The organism is Pseudomonas marginalis (genome assembly GCF_008692035.1).
Taxonomy (GTDB): domain Bacteria; phylum Pseudomonadota; class Gammaproteobacteria; order Pseudomonadales; family Pseudomonadaceae; genus Aquipseudomonas; species Aquipseudomonas marginalis.
In genome coordinates this window covers 36,302-54,287 of record NZ_VTFG01000005.1, presented here as the reverse complement: position 1 = coordinate 54,287, position 17,986 = coordinate 36,302, and the positions used below count along the sequence as shown (strand labels likewise).

At 63.8% G+C, this 17,986-nt stretch carries 14 protein-coding genes and 2 pseudogenes; 8 read left to right on the top strand and 8 right to left on the bottom strand.

The window, feature by feature from the left end; all coding sequences use genetic code 11:
- Window positions 1-10 precede the first annotated feature (10 nt).
- Window positions 11-1,753 carry an acyl-CoA dehydrogenase gene (locus FX984_RS31840; protein WP_027603465.1) on the top strand — a complete coding sequence of 581 codons (1,743 nt, stop codon included), beginning with the start codon at window positions 11-13 and terminating at the stop codon, window positions 1,751-1,753.
- 67 nt (window positions 1,754-1,820) lie between these two features.
- Window positions 1,821-2,534, top strand: a complete 714-nt coding sequence (locus tag FX984_RS31835; protein ID WP_027603466.1) for a GntR family transcriptional regulator — start codon at window positions 1,821-1,823, stop codon at window positions 2,532-2,534.
- 6 nt (window positions 2,535-2,540) lie between these two features.
- Here the strand turns inward: FX984_RS31835 and FX984_RS31830 are convergent, their stop codons facing one another.
- From FX984_RS31830 to FX984_RS31820, 3 genes are all read right to left on the bottom strand, one after another.
- Entirely contained in the window at window positions 2,541-3,491 is a 951-nt protein-coding gene (locus FX984_RS31830) for a PDR/VanB family oxidoreductase (protein WP_146477508.1), read from the bottom strand.
- Between the two features lie 29 nt (window positions 3,492-3,520).
- A complete protein-coding gene (locus FX984_RS31825; RefSeq protein WP_146477511.1) occupies window positions 3,521-4,582 on the bottom strand; it encodes an aromatic ring-hydroxylating oxygenase subunit alpha in 1,062 nt (353 codons plus the stop codon).
- 137 nt (window positions 4,583-4,719) lie between these two features.
- On the bottom strand, window positions 4,720-6,207 hold the full coding sequence (locus FX984_RS31820; RefSeq protein WP_146477513.1) for an aldehyde dehydrogenase family protein: 1,488 nt from the start codon (window positions 6,205-6,207) through the stop codon (window positions 4,720-4,722).
- A 262-nt stretch (window positions 6,208-6,469) separates the two neighbouring features.
- Between FX984_RS31820 and FX984_RS31815 the strand changes: the two genes are divergently transcribed.
- On the top strand, window positions 6,470-7,639 hold the full coding sequence (locus FX984_RS31815; RefSeq protein ID WP_098479862.1) for a p-hydroxyphenylacetate 3-hydroxylase oxygenase component: 1,170 nt from the start codon (window positions 6,470-6,472) through the stop codon (window positions 7,637-7,639).
- Window positions 7,640-7,695: 56 nt separating this feature from the next.
- Window positions 7,696-8,628 (top strand): p-hydroxyphenylacetate 3-hydroxylase reductase component, encoded by a 933-nt coding sequence (locus FX984_RS31810; RefSeq protein ID WP_098479861.1) that lies wholly within the window; start codon window positions 7,696-7,698, stop codon window positions 8,626-8,628.
- A gap of 50 nt (window positions 8,629-8,678) precedes the next feature.
- On the opposite strand, the gene FX984_RS31805 is transcribed toward FX984_RS31810, so the two are convergent.
- The 4 genes from FX984_RS31805 to FX984_RS31790 form a co-directional block, all read right to left on the bottom strand.
- Complete coding sequence (locus FX984_RS31805) at window positions 8,679-9,785, bottom strand: class II histone deacetylase (RefSeq protein ID WP_027603472.1); 1,107 nt, start codon at window positions 9,783-9,785, stop codon at window positions 8,679-8,681.
- A 34-nt stretch (window positions 9,786-9,819) separates the two neighbouring features.
- Window positions 9,820-10,983: an MFS transporter gene (locus FX984_RS31800; protein ID WP_146477515.1), complete on the bottom strand. Its 1,164-nt coding sequence runs from the start codon at window positions 10,981-10,983 to the stop codon at window positions 9,820-9,822.
- A gap of 22 nt (window positions 10,984-11,005) precedes the next feature.
- Window positions 11,006-11,887, bottom strand: coding sequence for a transporter (locus FX984_RS31795; protein ID WP_092359667.1), 882 nt, complete (start codon window positions 11,885-11,887; stop codon window positions 11,006-11,008).
- A gap of 132 nt (window positions 11,888-12,019) precedes the next feature.
- On the bottom strand, window positions 12,020-12,997 hold the full coding sequence (locus FX984_RS31790) for a helix-turn-helix transcriptional regulator (RefSeq protein WP_146477517.1): 978 nt from the start codon (window positions 12,995-12,997) through the stop codon (window positions 12,020-12,022).
- Between the two features lie 264 nt (window positions 12,998-13,261).
- Here FX984_RS31790 and FX984_RS32985 point away from each other — a divergent pair.
- A pseudogene (locus tag FX984_RS32985) lies at window positions 13,262-13,924 on the top strand (PAS domain-containing protein); the annotation flags it as partial.
- Window positions 13,910-14,221 (top strand): annotated as a pseudogene (locus FX984_RS33350) (methyl-accepting chemotaxis protein); the annotation flags it as partial. The pseudogenes FX984_RS32985 and FX984_RS33350, both read left to right, overlap by 15 nt.
- A gap of 45 nt (window positions 14,222-14,266) precedes the next feature.
- Here the strand turns inward: FX984_RS33350 and FX984_RS31780 are convergent.
- Window positions 14,267-15,595 (bottom strand): alginate export family protein, encoded by a 1,329-nt coding sequence (locus FX984_RS31780; RefSeq protein WP_146477519.1) that lies wholly within the window; start codon window positions 15,593-15,595, stop codon window positions 14,267-14,269.
- 291 nt (window positions 15,596-15,886) lie between these two features.
- Here FX984_RS31780 and FX984_RS31775 point away from each other — a divergent pair, with 291 nt between their 5' ends.
- Together FX984_RS31775 and FX984_RS31770 are read left to right on the top strand one after the other, a co-directional pair.
- Entirely contained in the window at window positions 15,887-17,386 is a 1,500-nt protein-coding gene (locus tag FX984_RS31775; RefSeq protein ID WP_146477521.1) for an APC family permease, read from the top strand.
- Window positions 17,331-17,951 carry a DUF3156 family protein gene (locus FX984_RS31770; RefSeq protein WP_051429289.1) on the top strand — a complete coding sequence of 207 codons (621 nt, stop codon included), beginning with the start codon at window positions 17,331-17,333 and terminating at the stop codon, window positions 17,949-17,951. The genes FX984_RS31775 and FX984_RS31770 overlap by 56 nt, the downstream gene beginning before the upstream one ends.
- Window positions 17,952-17,986: the final 35 nt, after the last annotated feature.

Sequence of the window (17,986 nt, the reverse complement as noted above, 5' to 3'; positions counted from 1 at the left end):
AGGTGTTCCGATGTGGAGCTATGAGGCGCCCCTGGGCGATATGCAATTTGTCCTGGAACACTGGCTGCAGGCGCCCGATACCTGGCAGCGCCACCCGGCATTCGCGGCCCTGGACCTGCCGCTGGCGGTACAGGTGCTGGAGGAGGCGGCACGCTTCAGCCAGGGCGTGCTGGCGCCGTTGAATAGCAGCGGTGATCGCCAGGGCTGCCGCTGGCAGGCGGGCCGGGTCAGCACCCCGGACGGCTTCGTCGAGGCCTATCGCGCCTATGTCGAGGGGGGCTGGCCGGCGCTGGCGTGTGCCGAGGAGCAGGGCGGGCAGGGCTTGCCGCAACTGCTCGATGCGGCGCTGCAAGAGATGCTCTATGCCAGCAACCACGCCTGGGCCATGTACACCGGGATCGCCCACGGTGCCTACCTGTGTCTCAAGGCCCACGCCGCCCCATGGTTGCAGGCGCGCTACCTGCCCGACATCGTCAGCGGCCAGGCCTTGCCCACCATGTGCCTGACCGAGCCCCAGGCCGGCAGCGATGTCGGCTTGCTGCGCTGTCGCGCGCAACCCCAGGCGGATGGCAGTTATCGCCTCAGCGGCAGCAAGCTGTTTATCTCCGGCGGCGAGCACGACCTCACGGCGAATATCCTGCACCTGGTGCTGGCGCGCCTGCCCGATGCGCCGCCGGGCAGCCGTGGCATTTCACTGTTCCTGGTGCCCAGGCAGCTGGACGATGGCCAGGCCAATGGCGTGCACTGCGACGGCATCGAACACAAGATGGGCATCAAGGGCAGCGCCACCTGCTCCCTGGTGTTCGACGCCGCCCAGGGCTGGCTGGTCGGCGAGCCCAATCGCGGCCTGGCGGCGATGTTCGTGATGATGAATTCGGCGCGCCTGCATGTGGGCCTGCAAGGCCTGGGGCATGTCGAGGCGGCCTGGCAGAACGCCCGCCAGTACGCCGCCGAGCGCTTGCAGATGCGTGCGCCGTCAAGGCCGGAAGAGGTGGTGGCCCAGGCGGCTGACCCGATCCGTTATCACCCGGCCATGCGCCGCGTGTTGCTGGAGCTGCGCACCACCAGCGAGGGCATGCGCGCCATCGGCTATTGGGCGGCGCACCTGCTTGATCAGGCCGAGCACGGCCAGGACCCGTCGGCGGCGCAGTTGGCGCCGCTGCTGACCCCCATCATCAAGGCGTTTTTCACCGAACAGGGCTTTCGCCAGGCCAGCCAGGGGCTGCAGGTGTTCGGCGGTTACGGCTACGTCACCGAGTTCGCCATCGAGCAAACCCTGCGGGACAGTCGCATCGCGATGATCTACGAGGGCAGTAACGAGATCCAGGCCAATGACCTGTTGCTGCGCAAGGTGCTGGGGGATGAGGGTCGAGCCTTTGGCCTGCTGCTGGCCGAATTGCGCGCCGAGGCCGGGCAGGGCGCGCAGTATGAGGAATGCGCAGGCTTTTCCGGCGCGTTGGCCAACCTGTGCGACGCGTTGGCCAGTGTGGTGCACGCCATCCGTGAACGCACCCATGAGGACAGTGAATACCCCTATCGGGCGGCGCCGGATTTCCTCCAGCTCTGTGGCGTGGCGTTGCTGGCCTTTGCCTGGGCGCGGGCCGCGCGGGTCTCCAGGGCCCTGCGCGAAGACGATCCGCTGCGCGCCGCCAAGCTGCAAAGCGCCGGGTTCTTTTTCGATTACCTGCCGTCGCGGCTGGCGCAGCACCTGGGCGCCATAGACGGGGCACGGGCAGCGCTGGCGTTCATCTGACGCGGCCAGGTGCTTGCAGTACTACTTGCGGTACCATGGCGGCTCACGTTTTCTGGAAGTTGCCTGGATGAGTAAACCCGGTCAATTGGTGCTGGTTGCACTGCGCAAGATGATTGCCAGCGGGGAGTTGGCGGCGGGCGAGCGGCTGATGGAGATTCCCACGGCGCAGCTGTTCGGCGTGTCGCGCATGCCGGTGCGCATGGCCTTTCGTACCCTTGAGCAGGAAGGACTGCTGGTGCCGTTTGGCGGGCGTGGCTATCAGGTGCGCTCGGTCAGCCCCAGCGACATTGCCGGCGCCGTCGAAGTGCGCGGCGTCCTGGAAGGCCTGGCGGCACGGCAAGCCGCCGAGCAGGGCTTGTCCGCTGCGGCGCGTGCGGCGCTGGAGCGCTGCCTGGTGGAAGGCGATCAACTGTTCGAAAAGGGCTACGTGACCGAGGATGACCTTGAGGTCTATCACGACCTGAACATGCGCTTTCACCAGGTCATCGTCGAAGGCAGCCACAACCCGGCGATCGCCGACGCGCTGGCCCGCAATGATCACCTGCCGTTCGCCTCGGTGACCGCGCTGGCGGTGGATCGCGAGGACATGGCCCGCGAGTACCGACGCTTCAACTATGCCCACATGCAGCATCATTCGGTTTTCGATGCCCTGGTCAATCGCCAGGGCGCGCGGGCCGAAGCCATCATGCGCGAACACGCCAATGCGACGTTGCGCTATGCCGAGATCTTCAGCTCAGCCACCGCCGCCGCGCGCATGAAGGTGATTTTGCCCGCGTCGTGAACCCTGTCAGATATCGAGTACCAGCAGCGGGGTTTTCGAGCGCGAGCAGCAGGGGGTGAACTGGTCATTCAGGGCCTGTTCCTGTTCGGTGAGGAACAGGTCGCGGTGCTCCGGTATGCCCTCCAGCACACGGGTCAGGCAGGTGCCGCAAATCCCCTGTTCGCAGGACACGGCAATCTCTATGCCGTGGCTTTCCAGGACCTGGACCACGGTCTTGTCGGCGGGAATTTCAAAGACCTGGCCGCTGCTGCCGAGCTTCACCGAAAAGCCGCCGTCGAGGCTGCTGTCCACCGGTGCCGCGCTGAAGTATTCGCGGTGCAGGCAGTCTTCCTGCCAGCCCTGCGCGCGTGCGCTGTCGAGCACATGCTGCATGAACCCGCCGGGGCCGCAGACATACAGGTGCACGTCATCGGCGGGCGCTGCCAGCACTTCGGCGATGTTCAGCGCGGTGTGGGGCTGCTCATCGAAATGCAGGAACACCCGCGCGGCAAACGGCGACGCCTCGAGCCGCTGCACAAACGCCGCACGCTCACGGGCGCGGGCGCAGTAATGCAGCTCGAAGTCGGCACCTACATGGGCCAGGCGCTCGGCCATGCACAGGATCGGAGTGATGCCGATGCCACCGGCAAACAGCAGGCTGCGGCGCGCGTCGTGGGCCAGGGGGAACAGGTTGCGTGGCTCGCTGATGGTCAGGCGGGTGCCCTCGTGGACCTGCTCGTGCAGGCTGCGCGAGCCGCCCCGGGACGCCGGGTCCTTGAGCACGCCGATCAGGTAGCGATGACGTTCTTCGGGGTGATTGCACAGGGAATATTGCCGGATAACCCCATCGGGCAGGTGCACGTCAATATGCGCGCCGGCACTGAAGGCCGGCAGCGGCTGGCCATCGACACTGGCCAGCTCATAGCTGCAAATGTCCTGGGCTTCGTTGTTACGGGATACCACCACCACATCGATCATGTTCAGTCCTCGCAAAGTTGTCGCGCTGTTCAGGCGGTGGTGGTGGCGATCAGTTGCGCTTCGAGGGCGCGTTCCTTGGCAATCAGTCGCTCCAGGATCTTGCGTGACTGCACGCCACCCGCGTCGATATTCAACTTGAGCAGGTTGCGCTGCGGATGGGCCAGCAGGTTCTGTTGCTGGCGTTCGAGCATCTCCAGGTCCTCGCTGAAAATCTTGCCCTGGCCCTCGCGAATGCTTGCGGTCAGTGCCTCGTCGTGGGGGTTGAAGTTGCGCGCCATGCCCCAGAAGTACCAGATCGAGGTCTCGGTTTGCGGGGTGATGAAGTCGACCACGATGCTCGCAGCCTTGTGTTCGGGGGCGGCGTTATAGCCACCTTTGCCGGCGTGGGCCACGCCGACTTCGATCAATACATGGCTGGGCGGGGTGAAGCGGCAGATCTGCCAGCGGTCCACCGGCACGTCATCGGCCAGGTTATTGCCGCGCAGGGCCATGCGCCAGAACGGCGGGGCCATGATGTTTTCCATGTGCCGGGCCGTGACCACTTCATCGCCGTCCACCGTGGTCACGGGCGGCGCTTCGTCGATTTCCTTCTGGCCGATGCTGGAGGCGTGCACATAGGTTTCGTGGGTCAGGTCCATCAGGTTGTCGATCATCAGGCGGTAGTCGCACTGGATATCGAACAGCCCGCCGCCGTAGGCCCATTGGTCACTCACGGCCCATTCCAGGTGGTGGATCAGCGCCGGGTCGGCCTGGGCCTGATCGCCGGGCCATACCCAGATGAAGCCGTAGCGTTCAACGGCGGCAAAGGTCTTGTTGCAGGGAAAACCACGTACCCGCTGGCCGGGCATTTCCACGGTCTTGCCGTCGCCGCCCATGACCAGGCCGTGGTAGCCGCAGACCAGGTTGCCGTTCTCGACATACCCCAGTGAAAGCGGCGCGCCGCGATGGGGGCAGAAGTCCTCGACCGCCACCACGGCGCCTTCCTGGCCACGATAAAACACCATCTTTTCGCCGCAGATCTGTCGACCCAGGGGCTTGTGTGCGATTTCATCGGGGGTGCAGGCGACATACCAAGTGTTCTTGGGGTACATGATGACTCTCCAGGCGGCGGATTGTTTTTATTTAATGGATCCATTAAATGGCTGGCCTGATGGAGAGTCAATCTATTGTGGTTGCTTTATTGGGCGATTATCGGACGATTACGTTTCAATGGATCCACTGGTTGGATTCAGTAGCGAATCATCACTGACTTCAACTCGGTGTAGTCCTCGATGAAGGCGCTGCCGAACTCCCGGCCTATCCCCGAGGACTTGTTGCCGCCAAACGGCACCGCCGGGTCCAGCATCGTGTGCATGTTCACCCACACCGTGCCGGCCTCGATGGCGGGCACCATGCGCAGGGCTTTGCCCAGGTCGTTGGTCCACAGGCTGGCGCTCAAGCCGTAGGGGGTGTTGTTCATCAAGGCCAGCAGTTCTTCTTCGCTGTCGTACGGCAAGAACGTGGCAATGGGGCCGAAGGTCTCTTCGTTGAGCAGGGTGTCATTGACGCCGTTGGCGAGGATGATCGTCGGTTCGACGTAACAGCCCGGACGGTCGATCAGGTTGCCACCGTGAATGATGCGGTTGTTTTCGGCACGGGCCTTGGCGAAGAACTCGCCGAGTTTGAGCTGGTGCTGGCGGTTGGTTACGGGGCCGAATTCGGTGCGCTCATCCAGGGGCGAGCCGATGTTCAGCGTGCTCAGGCGCTGGGCCAGTTTGCCCATCACCGTTTCGATCTGCGAACGATGCACAAAGAAGCGTTCGGCGGCGGCGCAGATTTGCCCGGAGTGCAAAAAGCCCGCTTCGATGATGCCGTTGACGGCCTTGTCCAGGTCCACATTGGGCAGGAACCCGGCCGAGTTTTTCCCGCCCAGTTCAAGGGTGGCCCGGGTCAGCCCGGCGCCCATGGCACTTTGGCCCACCGCAATCCCGGTCGGCACGGAGCCGGTGAACGACACCTTGTCGGTGCCGGGGTGTTCGATCAGGCCTTTGCCGACGCTGCCGCCGCCGGTCAAGACGTTCAGCGCACCGGCGGGAAGGCCGGCGGCAATCGCCAGTTCGGCGATGCGCAGGATGGTCAGCGGCGTGAACTCGCTGGGCTTGATGATGATGCTGCAACCGGTCACCAGCGCCGAGGCGAGTTTCCAGATGGCGATCATGGTCGAGAAATTCCACGGCACGATGCCGACCACCACTCCGACCGGCTCGCGCAGGGTGAACGCGGTGTAGCGCTCGCCGGCGAAGGAGGGCAACGATGGGGTGATGGTCTGGCCGCTGATCTTGGTGGCCCAGCCGGCGTAGTAACGCAGGAAGTGCGCGGCCTGGTCGACTTCGAAGGCGCGGGAAATCTGGATGATCTTGCCTGACTGGCAGGTTTCGATCTGTGCCAGTTCTTCGCGGTGTTGCTCCAGCAGGTCGGCCAGCTTGAGCAGTACATTGCCGCGCACCGCCGGTGCGACCTGCGACCACTGCTTGAAGCCTCGGCTCGCCGACGCCACAGCCGCGTCAATGTCGGCCGGGTCGGCGTCGGCGACATCGGCGATGACCTGGCCGGTCGCCGGGTTGATCACCTCCAACCGCTGGCTGGAATGGCTCTCGACGTAGCCACCGTCAATGAACAACGTATGGGTTCGACGGAGGAAGGCTTCAACCTGGGGCAGCAGTGGAATATCGCTCATGGGTTTTTCCTGGTGGCAGAGATTGAAAAGCCCGAGGTTAATCCCAGTGGCCGGAACGGGCTTGACTGTGGCTGCCCAGTGGCATGTCTGTGGCTGCCAGCGCCTGTACACGGCGGATCAGCCTGGGCCTTTGAAAAGTACAATCTTGACTCTGGAAGGTGCATGTCCTGCCAGGAAGGCACGCTCCATACTGGCCCTGCATCCGGCGCCACGCCTTGATTTCTGGCGCTGCCCGGACATCCAATAATAAGCAGGGCCATCCATGAAAAAGCCAAACCCGCTCCTTGAAGACCTCAAGTCCATCCTGCCGACCATCGCCGCCAATGCCTTCGTGGCCGAGCAGGACCGCCAGGTGCCCGCCGAGAATATTGCGCTGCTCAAGAGCATCGGCATGCACCGTGTGTTTCAGCCGAAAGTGTTCGGCGGCATGGAGTTGTCGCTGCCGCAGTTTGCCGACTGCATCGCCTTGCTCGCCGGGGCCTGCGCCAGCACGGCCTGGGCCATGAGCCTGTTGTGTACCCACAGCCATCAATTGGCACTGTTCTCGGCCCAACTGCAGCAGGAGGTCTGGGGCACTGACCCGGATGCCACGGCCAGCAGCAGCATCGCGCCGTTCGGGCGCACCGAGGAAGTCGAGGGCGGCGTGCTGTTCAGCGGGGAAATGGGCTGGAGCAGCGGCTGTGATCACGCCGAGTGGGCGATCGTGGGGTTCCGCCGCAACAACCCCCAGGGCTCCCAGGATTACTGCTTCGCGGTGCTGCCGCGCAGTGACTACCAGATCCGCGATGACTGGTTTGCCGCCGGCATGAAGGGCAGCGGCACCAAGACCTTGATCATCGACAAGGCCTGGGTGCCGGAACACCGCATCCAGAAAGCCAAGGACATGATGGAAGGCAAGTCCGCCGGCTTCGGGCTGTACCCCGACAGCAGGATTTTCTACTCACCGTACCGGCCGTATTTTGCCAGCGGTTTTTCCACCGTCAGCCTGGGCGTCGCCGAGCGGATGCTCGAGGTGTTCCGCGAAAAGACCAGGACCCGCGTGCGCGCCTACACCGGCGCGGCGGTCGGTGCCGCGACCCCGGCGTTGATGCGCCTGGCCGAGTCGACGCACCAGGTGGCCGCCGCGCGCGCCTTCCTCGAGAAAACCTGGGACGAACACGCTGAACACAGTGAGCAGCAGCGCTACCCCAGCCGCGAAACCCTGGCGTTCTGGCGCACCAACCAGGCCTACGCGACCAAGATGTGCATCCAGGCGGTGGACCGTCTGTTCGAAGCCGCCGGCGGCAACGCCTGGTTCGAGCACAACGAGATGCAGCGCCTGTTCCGCGACTCGCACATGACCGGCGCCCATGCCTACACCGACTACGACGTCTGTGCACAGATCCTCGGCCGCGAGCTGATGGGCCTGGAGCCCGATCCGAGCATGATCTGAAACTGCTTTTGAAAACAACAATCAGGACTGCGCCTGACGCAGCCCGGGAGTCTTGCATGTCTGAATCGACCTTCGACCCACGCGCCTTTCGCCGGGCCCTGGGCAACTTTGCCACGGGCGTGACCGTGGTCACCGCCGCCGACGCCTCCGGCCGCAAGGTGGGCGTTACCGCCAACAGCTTCAACTCGGTGTCCCTGGACCCACCGCTGGTGCTGTGGAGCATCGACAAACGCTCCAGCAGCCACGGGGTGTTCGAGGAGGCCAGCCACTTCGCGGTCAACGTGCTGGCGGCGGACCAGATCGACCTGTCGAACAATTTTGCCCGGCCCAAGGACGACCGCTTCGCCGAGATCGCCTATGCACCGGGGGAGGGCGGGGCGCCGGTGTTCGCCGATTGTGCGGCACGTTTTCACTGCGAGAAATACCAGCAGGTGGATGGCGGCGATCACTGGATCATGATCGGCAAGGTGGTGGCCTTCGACGATTTCGGGCGCTCGCCGCTGCTCTACCACCAGGGCGCCTACTCCATGGTCCTGCCCCATACGCGCATGACCAGGCGCGACGAAAGCCAGCCGCCGAGCAGCCACTTCCAGGGGCGCCTGAACCATAACCTGTATTACCTGATGACCCAGGCGGTTCGCGCCTACCAGTCCAGCTACCAGCCCCGGCAACTGTCCACCGGCCTGCGCACCAGCGAGGCGCGGATGCTGATGGTGCTTGAGAACGATGCCCGCCTGAGCACTGGCGACCTGCTGCGGGAAGTGGCGATGCCGGTGCGGGAAATCGACGACGCCGTGGCCAACCTCAAGCGCAAGGGGCTGGTCGATGACGACGAGCACGGCGTGCGCCTGACCGCGGCGGGTATCGAGCAGACCGAAGACCTCTGGGCCATTGCACGGGAACAGCAGGAGAAGGTGTTCGCCGAGTTCAGCCAGGACCAGATCGACACCTTCAAGACGGTGTTGAAGGGACTGATCAGCCACTGCTGACTGGCCAAGATCCGATGCCGGCAACGGCATCGGATTTTTTTGCGTCACGCTCAGCGGGCTTCGGCCAACTCATCGACTACGCGCAACTGAAACGCCGCCAGCGCCGCGTTCGGTTGCTGCAACTGCACAAACTCCAGCATGGGGTCGCCGACCTGTGTCCTGACGCCCACCAATTCCTCAATGGTCGCCAGCCCGCAAAACGGTACATAGGCTTCGGAGTAGCCGCCTTCGTGCACCAGCACCAGGCGGCCCTGGCACAGGCGTTCGGCTGCTTGGCGTACAAGACGGGTCATGTGCCGGAACGAGTCACTGTGCAACAGCATTCGCGCCAGTGGGTCGACCGCGTTGGCGTCGTAGCCGCAGGCGACGATGATCAATTCCGGCTCGAAGCGCTCCAGCGCCGGAATCACGATACGCTCCATCGCGTGCAGATACGCCTCATGACCGCTGCCGGGGGGCAGCGGGATATTGATATTCGCGCCCAGCCCCGCGCCGCGCCCGCGATCGGCTTCACCGCTGTAACCTGCCGGGAAACAGCCGTCCTGATGCAGGGAAATCGTCAGCACGTCGCCGCGTTCTTCGAAGATCGATTGGGTGCCGTTGCCGTGGTGCACGTCCCAGTCGATCACCGCGACGTTGCCCAGGCCACGCCGTGCTTTTGCAGCTTCGATGGCGATGGCGATGTTGGCCAGGAAGCAGAAGCCCATGGCGTTGTCGGCGAGGCAGTGGTGGCCGGGTGGGCGTGACAGAGAATAGGCATTGTCGACTTCGCCGCACAGCACCGCATCCACTGCCGCCATGGCCAGCCCGGCGGAGAGCCTGGCTATTTCATAACTGCCTGGCCCGATGGGCGCGTGGGGGCCCAATTCGCCGCCCCCGGCATCGCTCATCGCCTTGAAGCGTTGCAGGTAGTTGGGCGTGTGCACCCGCAGCAGGTCTTCAGCGGTGGCCGCGTTGGCACTGCGCACCTGTAAGTGGCGGGTCAGGCCGGAAACGTCCAGCAGGCTCTTCAAGCGACGCTTGGTTTCCGGTGACTCGGCGTGGCCGGCGGCGGCAGGCGGCTGCACCCACCCGCCCACCGGTAAGGTCAAGGCGTGCAACCCGGCGCTGTGCCAGAGGCTGAGTTCGTCGAAGAAAAATGCACTTTTTCGGCTCATCGTCTTTCCATTTTCGTTGGGGTAAAAGGGCCCGTCAGGCATTCGGGCGGCTGCTCAGCATCAACACCAGGGACAGCACGGTGACGCACGCCCCTGCGATCAGCAGTGATTGGAAGCCGCCGCTGGCTTCGATCATCCGGCCAGCCACGGTCGGGCCGATGGCCAGGCCGCCACCGATCACCAGGTTGGAGGTGTTCATCAATTTTCCGGAGCGGTCGAGGTCGGCCAGGCAGGCCAGGACCAGCGGCAGGATGAACGTCCAGGTGAACTTGAAAAGCAGCGCCGCCAAAGCAAAACGCAGCATGTCGGGCTGGCCCAGCAGCAACAGCACGGCGCCTGCCATCAACGCGTACCCCAGCAGTAACAGCAACAGGCGTGGCAGACGGTCGCCGATCAGCGAGGTACAACCGGCCCCGACGATGCCCATCACCGTGGCGAGCGCCAGAATCTCGCCACTGGCCTCGGCAGAGAGGCCGGCATGGCTGCTGATGGAACCGATAAAGGTCCAGACACCGCTCAGGCTGACGTAGAAACTCAGCAGGCCCAGAATGCCCAGTGCGGCTTTCCACCGGGAGGCGAGGGCGATGCGCTCGGCGGCTTTTTCAGGCGCCGGGCTGCCCTGGGGAAAGTGCCGTGCCAGGGGCAGAAAGAGCGTCATCAAGGCGGCGAGGATCAGGTAGCAGGCTGACAGCCCGTAGTGCTCGAACAGCCGGGGCAGGATGCTCAGGCCGATCGCCCCGACCACCAGTTGCCCCATCACCCATAACCCGTAGACACGCCCGGGATTGGCCGTGGAGGCCGCACTGGACAGGCAGATGATCATCAACGAGCCACCGGCCAGGGCGCTGCAAAAGCGCAGTGCCAGGAGTATCGGGTAGTCGCGGGCCAGCATTGAAAGCAGGTTGGCGGCGATGAACAGCAACCCGGCCAGCAAGGCGGCGCGGCGCCAGTCGACACGCTTGAGCCACCACAGTGCGGGCAGGGTGGCCAGGCTCATGGCGCCGAGTTCGGTGGAGAACAGGTCCCCGATCTGTGACGGGCTCAACTGCCATTGCGTCGCCAGTTGCGCAGCCACGGCCGGTGCGGTCATGAGAATGGTCGGGGTGATGGCAGCGAACAGCACGATGGCGGCCAGCAATGCCAATGGGGATGAGGCGTGGGCGCGTTCATCGGTCAGCGGTTGGGTCTGGGTGTTCATGGGCAAGCTCCGATGAGGGGATTCAGAACACATGGACCAGACGCAGCAGCGCGTCGGTACCGTGATAGCCGTTGTCGGTGGCGACGTTCTGCGAGAGGCCGAACATCAACTGGTTCTGTTTATCCAGCCAGTGACCAACCTCGAAGCCCACCTGGGTGTAGCGCTTGTGGGTGTTGTCGATGCGCTGGTCATTGATCCGCAATTCGCCACCATCGGCGTGGATCAGTCGCAGTGCGCCGTAGGTGCTGGGTGTGAAGTCGTAGGAGGCAAAGGCTTGCAGGCGGTACAGCGGGTCCTGTTTCAGGTCGCTGCCGAAGTAGTTGTCGTTCTTGCCGTAGAGCTGGGCTTCGAGGTTGGCTTCCAGCACCCACTTTTCGCCGATGCCCTGGGTGTAGTTGTAGACAAAGGTGGTGCCCCAGCGATTGGCACCGGGCGATACATCGGGATTGTTACCGTGGTATTCGCCCACAGGCAGGGTGATCAGGGTCAGTAGGCCGCTGTAGGTGCGCGAGGCCGGATCGTTGATGAAAAACACCGTGCCGCCGACCTGGGGATCACCGAAACCGCTTTCTGCGCTGTGCTGGCCGGCACCCGGCAGGCGGGCGTTGATGTCGGCGAAAGGCACGATGAACTGTGGGGTACAGAGGGTGCCGCAGAGGTCGGTGAAGAACACTTGGCGGTACGCCACGGCGTTGACCTTCAGGTCGGCCTTGCCGGTGCTGTCGGCCGGGCCATGGAAGTCACTGGCGCGGCTTGCCGGCAGGTACAGCACGCCCAGGCTGGTGCCCGAGGGGGCGCCGAAAAAGTCCCGGGCGTTGAGGTCGGCCGCACTGGCGTGCAGGCTCGACAGGCCGCCGAGCAGGGCCAGTGTGGTGGTGCGGGTGAAGGTGTGGATCATGGGCATGGCATCTCTTCTTTGAGGTGTTGTGTGGCGAACGGCTCGCCCGTGGGTGGCAGAGGGGACAAAAAAAGCGCAAAGGTGTCCCGTGGCCGTCAAAACGACAGCGAAAAAGTCAGCGCGGGTCAGTGGTGCCGATCAATCAGGCGGGGCGTGCAGCAGGTGGGCGATTCGGGCTTTGTCCTTGACCCCGAGTTTGCTGTAGATGGCGCGGATGTGATGGCGCACGGTATTGGGCGACATGCCCAGGTCGCGGGCGACTTCCTTGTAGGTCTTGCCTTCGCCGAAACCCTGGGCCACCGCATTCTCCCGAGGGCTCAGTTGCATCAGCACCGTACGGCTGCGGGCAGCCAGCAGGAGCAGGTCGCCGACCGTCGAGGCCTCGACCTGCAGGTGCTTGCCGTCATAGCCCTCGGCGTCCATCGCGACCGGCAGGCAAGGGCCGGTCCAGTCCGGCCATTCGCTCAGCAGCAAGTCGACGAAGCCACGTTCCGTACAGTGCAGGGTGCCGCGCTGGTCGCACACGGCAAGTGCGAGATTGCGCGGGTGGGTGAGGGCTTCGCGCATGGCGACCAGGGTACGAATCTGATTGGCCGAGACCGCCGCCACCAGGTGCCGCATGAGGTTGTTCAGCAGCAGGCAGTCCTGCTCGGTAAAGCGTGGGGCGTCGGGCGCACGGTAGAGCGTGAGGTGATCGCTGAGGTGGGTTTGCGGGTCGATGTACACCACGCACAGTAACTCACCGATCGCGTAGCACGAGCCGAGCCAGTTGAGCCCCGGGCCGTTGGTGGGGTTGCGCATGTCGACGATGACCGCTTGCCCCGGCACGTCGTTGACCCTGGCAATGGTTACATCGATATGGCGAATCGATTGCCAATCGGCCAGGTAGCTGCGGGGCAGGTTGTAGAGGTAGGAGCTGTGTTCTTCGGGCAGGCCGTCAATCAGCGCAGCCCGGCCCCACCAGGCGCTGTCGAAGGGCAACAACTGTCGGATGCAGCTCAGCGCCGCTTCGTGGAAGTGTTCTATGTCTTTGTCCTGCGCCAGGCGTTGGAGCTCCAGTGTCATCGCGCTGAATGCCTCCAGCAGGCTGGCGTGACCATGATCATGACGGCTCATTCGTATGTACCTCTGTGCGACATTCTTATTGTTTTCGTCACGAAGTCATTAAGGGCCGGAACGTCGTTTGGACGTGGGCAGGGCCTGGGGACAAGTATCGACGGGTTGAAAGCCGATCACCATCCTACAGATGCACGATAGCGCCCGACGCAGGGCTTTTTTGGATGGCAGCCACGCGCAAAGGCCTTGCAGGCTCGTACAAGCAATCACGCTCGGTTTGCGATCAGATCCGGGGTTTCGACTCGATCAGAAAGGGCCAGGCCGATGTTCTTCAAGAAAAAACAGCCGATGCAGGACCTTGCCGCCGTCCTCAAGCAATTGCTGGCGGGGGAGGTGTTGGGAACCCAGGCACTGCACGCTTATCCGTCGGTGCAGGCCGACCTGGAGCAACTCGCCACACAACGTGCGCAGGCTACGCGGCAGTTGCTGTTGCTCGAGGAATCAGCCCGCGATCAGGCTGCCGACGGGGCGCGCAGCGAACAGGCACTTGCCGTGCTTCGCCGGCAACTGGAGCAGGCCGGGCAGCGTGAACAGGCGCTGGAAGCCGAGTTGCGTGAGCATGCGCAGCGCGCCCTTGCGCATCAACACGAGACGCAGATCTGGGAGCTGCTGCTCTGCACCATGACCGAAGGCTGCTGGGACATCACCGTGGTCAACGGTGACGTGCAGGATCCCGCCAGCCGCATGCGGATTTTCAATCAGTTCCGCCTGCTCCTGGGCTACGCGCCCCATGAGCTGCCCGACGGCTGGGACGCGCAGGTCAGCATCACCCACCCCGATGACCTGCCGAAGATCATGGCGATCTTCGACCGGGAAATCCTTGCGCCCCAGGGCAGCGGTGAGTACGTGTTTGAATACCGGATGCGCCACAAGACCCGTGACTACATCTGGTGCCGCGAGCGTGGGCGAGCGGTGCGCGATGCCCAGGGGCGTTTGGCGCGGGTGATCGGCGCGGTACGCGATATCAGCGATGAGCAGTCGGCGAAGACCACCCATCAACAGCTGCTCGCACACAATCAGGCCACCTACGGCCAGATCGCCACGGTGGTGAGTGTGATCAAGGGCATTGCCGACCAGACCAACCTGCTGGCCTTGAACGCCGCCATTGAGGCGGCCAGGGCCGGCGAGGTCGGGCGCGGGTTCTCGGTGGTGGCCGATGAGGTGCGCAAGCTGGCGGAAAACACCCGTCAGGCGACCCATCAGATCCAGACGATGCTGCACCAGCACGAACGCTAGGACGGAGCTGCGTTGCGCAGCTCCTGAGGCCGGTCAGAAGGGCACGGCCACCGTCAACTGGCTGTAGAGGTTGGTGCCGTTGCCACCCACCTGGTTACCGCCGGAGTCGGCATCCTTCTTGGGTTGGTAGATGCCCACCAGCGGGCTGATGATCAGGTGACTGTTGACCGCCCATTCGGCGTACAGGTCCAGCTCCCGGGCGTCGAGGTTCAGCGCGTCGTGTTTGCGCAGGGTATTGAAGTCGAAGTACAGCGCGCCGACCGTCAGGTTCTCCAGGGGCGTCGCCTTGAGGCCGACGTGATGGATGCCGGTATTGCTGTTGAACGGGCCGGCATAGTTGGAGGCGACTTCACCCTGGAACCAGGTGCCGTAGCCGGTGCTGAGCCCGGTGAACAGCGGGTCCCATTTTTGCGAGTAGCGGGTGTAGCGGTAGGTCACTTTTGGCGACCAACCGACATCGGCGAAGGTGTAGCCGGCCTCGGCGTACCAGGCTTTTTCCGGCCCCGCGTCCTTGTCTTGCCAGGCGTATTCGAAGGCGAAGCTGGCGTTGTCGATACCGGCGCTGCCTTCGCCGCGCACGCTGTAAGTGTCCAGGCCCTCACGCTGTTTCTGGAAGTCGCTGGCCCACTGGTCGGTGACGTTCATGCCGTGGACCCAGGTCAGCCCCAGCGTTCCGGCGGCGGCCGTGTAGTCGAGGGTGCCCGCCGCCAGTTCGGTTTCGGCCTGGGCGCGGTTGTCCGACTTGAGCCACAGCACCGAGCCGTGCAGGCCCTCTTGCCCGCCCAGGCGCAGCACCGCCGTGCGGTCGAAGGCGTGGCGTGCCGCCAGGTAATAGGCGCCGCCACGGTTCAGTGCACCGTCAGCCGGGCCTTTGCCGAGGTTGGGTCCGTCGTCGTTGATCAGGAAACCCCGGCCGATCTTGACCACCTGGCGCCCGACGGAAAAATCCACACCGTCCTTGCCCAGCGCCGGAAACAGGTCGGCCGAGCGCCATCCCAGGTAGGCGTCTTCGATTTTGGTGGTGCGTTCGCTGCCATCGGTGTTGCCCGCCGCATCGCCATCGCCCCAGGTGCCGGAGCTGACCCAATTGAGCGCGCCATACGCGGTGCCGTGCCCGGCCAGGCCCTGGTCGCCGCTCACCCCGTACTTGATGAAACCCTCGCGCCAGGTCGAGCCGCCCGCTGTGCCGTCGTAGTTGTGACGGCTGTTGAACAGGCCGTAGACCGCCAGGAAGTCCGCATTCAGGTGGGTGTCCTCGTCGGCGTACAGCTCATAGGCCTGGGCCGGTGAATGGCCGATCAACAGCGCGATACCCAGGCCGACGGCCAAGGATTGCGTGCGTATTTTCAAGGTGTGCTCCATTGTTATAGTCCCCAGCTTGGTTAAGTCGAGGGCGCATTAAGATGACCCCAGGCGGAGGAAGTCTTTCACCTGCGTGCCACGTAATTGATCCTGCCCGCCAAGCCGCATGCCTTGGCAGGCAGCAACAAAAGCCACGGCAGACATGGGCAAGACGCTCGGTGCTCGGGAAGTGCACAGTGATTTTGCGCACGATGCCGTTTCGATCAGGGACTGGCTGGGGAGGGCTTTATCGCCGGCTCCTTGAACGGCTCGATGCATCCACTCAGAAATCCGCTTTCGAGGATCCGCACCATGTCGATCAATGACCGGCTCACACAGCATTTGAAACGCGGCAGCGTCGGGTTTCCGACCGCGCTGGCCAGCACCATCGGCCTGATCATGGCCAGCCCGGTGATTCTCACCGCGACCATGGGCTTCGGTATCGGCGGCAGCGCCTTCGCGGTGGCCATGCTGATTGCGGTGGTGATGATGCTGGCCCAGGCGACCACCTTCGCCGAGGCCGCCTCGATCCTGCCGACCACCGGCTCGGTCTACGACTACATCAATTGCGGCATGGGCCGTTTCTTTGCGATCACCGGCACCCTGTCGGCGTACCTGATCGTGCACGTGTTCGCCGGCACGGCCGAGACGATTCTGTCCGGGGTCATGGCCCTGGTGAACTTCGAACACCTCAATACCCTGGCGGAGTCCGCTGGCGGCTCCTGGTTGCTGGGGGTGGGGTTTGTCGTGGTGTTCGGTGTTCTCAATGCCTTTGGCGTCAGCGCCTTCGGCAGGGCCGAGATCATCCTGACCTTCGGCATGTGGACCACCCTGATGGTGTTCGGCGTGCTCGGCCTGATCGCGGCCCCGGCGGTGCAGTTGGAGGGCTGGTTCGGCGTGTCGCTGGTGGGTACCGACCTGGTCACCATTCTGTCGCTGGTGGGCATGGCCATGTTCATGTTCGTCGGTTGCGAGTTCGTCACACCGTTGGCCCCGGACCTGCGCAATTCGGCCAAGGTCATGCCCAAGGCCATGATTTTCGGCTTGATGAGCGTTGCGACCTGCATGTTTATCTACGGCGCGGCAATGAAGCGCCAGGTGGAAAACGTGGTGCTGGATGCCGCCACGGGCGTGCACCTGCTCGACACGCCCATGGCAATCCCACGCTTTGCCCAGCAGGTCATGGGCGATATTGGCCCGCTGTGGCTGGGGATCGGTTTCCTGTTCGCCGGTGCCGCCACCATCAACACGCTGATGGCGGGCGTGCCGAGGATTCTCTACGGCATGGCGGTGGACGGCGCGTTGCCCAAGGTCTTCACATATTTGCACCCGCGTTTCAAGACGCCGCTGCTGTGCATCCTGGTGGCGATGCTGATTCCGTGCCTGTATGCCCTGTGGTTGGGCGGCAACACCGATAACATCATGCACCTGGTGCTGGCGGCGGTGTGTGCGTGGAGTTTCTCTTATCTGCTGGTGACGCTGTCGGTGGTGATCCTGCGCATTCGTCGTCCGGACCTGCCACGGGCCTATCGTTCGCCGTTCTTCCCGTTGCCACAGATTCTTTCCAGCGTCGGCATCTTGCTGGGCATGTGGTTCATTACCCCGCCGGGCATGAACCCTGCGGACATTTATGTGCCGTTCGGGGTGATGCTCGGGATCACGGCTTCATACGCGCTGTTCTGGACACTGGTGGTACAGAAGGTCAATCCATTCAAGCCGGCTTCGGTAGAAGAAGTGCTGGCCAAGGAGTTTTCCCATGAGCCTGGCAACCCTCACGACCCTTATCTCGAGCAGGCTGCAAAAGCTGTCTGAGCTGTTCAGCGCCCAACGGGCCCCGTCTGGTTACCGGCCTGGGGTCACGCTTGAGTACGTGCGGCGCAACCTCGGGCTGGCGAGTTTCACCTCGACGGGGCCAGCCCAGGCAAGGTTTTGCCTGGACGACATCGGCCTTCAGGTCGACGTGGCCGAGCGCACCGAAGCGCAATTGCTGATGCACCTGGTGATGACCGAATTCATGTTCACGGTGCCCGCCTCAGAGCAGGGCAGTGCGCGCTTTGAACTGCACCACAGCGGGTCGGTCCGGCGCACGGGGCTGGCCTGCCGGCAACGGGCGGGCGCGCCGGATTTGCGGGCCAGGCTCCAGGCGGCCTTGAACGATGACCCCGACCTGCATCAAGCGTTGATGGGGCTGGACTTCAAGCGCCTGCACCTCGATTTGAGCGGGCAGCAATGGCACGTACGGCTTGAACACATGGGCGGCAGCGAGGTGGTCAACCGCATGCCGGCGTTCCGGCGCTACATCCCCTTGAGCGGCGCGCAGCGTGATGGGCTGTTGACGGTGCTGGCGGGTTTGCAGCGGGTATTGGGCGCGATCTGAGTTGAGGAATTGGCATCATTAGTGCTTCTACAGTC

Coding starts and splice junctions, on each gene's coding strand:
- FX984_RS31840 (WP_027603465.1), top strand. CDS start 11: ATGTGGAGCTATGAGGCGCCCCTGGGCGATATGCAATTTGTCCTGGAA.
- FX984_RS31835 (WP_027603466.1), top strand. CDS start 1,821: ATGAGTAAACCCGGTCAATTGGTGCTGGTTGCACTGCGCAAGATGATT.
- FX984_RS31830 (WP_146477508.1), bottom strand. CDS start 3,491: ATGATCGATGTGGTGGTGGTATCCCGTAACAACGAAGCCCAGGACATT.
- FX984_RS31825 (WP_146477511.1), bottom strand. CDS start 4,582: ATGTACCCCAAGAACACTTGGTATGTCGCCTGCACCCCCGATGAAATC.
- FX984_RS31820 (WP_146477513.1), bottom strand. CDS start 6,207: ATGAGCGATATTCCACTGCTGCCCCAGGTTGAAGCCTTCCTCCGTCGA.
- FX984_RS31815 (WP_098479862.1), top strand. CDS start 6,470: ATGAAAAAGCCAAACCCGCTCCTTGAAGACCTCAAGTCCATCCTGCCG.
- FX984_RS31810 (WP_098479861.1), top strand. CDS start 7,696: ATGTCTGAATCGACCTTCGACCCACGCGCCTTTCGCCGGGCCCTGGGC.
- FX984_RS31805 (WP_027603472.1), bottom strand. CDS start 9,785: ATGAGCCGAAAAAGTGCATTTTTCTTCGACGAACTCAGCCTCTGGCAC.
- FX984_RS31800 (WP_146477515.1), bottom strand. CDS start 10,983: ATGAACACCCAGACCCAACCGCTGACCGATGAACGCGCCCACGCCTCA.
- FX984_RS31795 (WP_092359667.1), bottom strand. CDS start 11,887: ATGCCCATGATCCACACCTTCACCCGCACCACCACACTGGCCCTGCTC.
- FX984_RS31790 (WP_146477517.1), bottom strand. CDS start 12,997: ATGAGCCGTCATGATCATGGTCACGCCAGCCTGCTGGAGGCATTCAGC.
- FX984_RS31780 (WP_146477519.1), bottom strand. CDS start 15,595: ATGGAGCACACCTTGAAAATACGCACGCAATCCTTGGCCGTCGGCCTG.
- FX984_RS31775 (WP_146477521.1), top strand. CDS start 15,887: ATGTCGATCAATGACCGGCTCACACAGCATTTGAAACGCGGCAGCGTC.
- FX984_RS31770 (WP_051429289.1), top strand. CDS start 17,331: ATGAGCCTGGCAACCCTCACGACCCTTATCTCGAGCAGGCTGCAAAAG.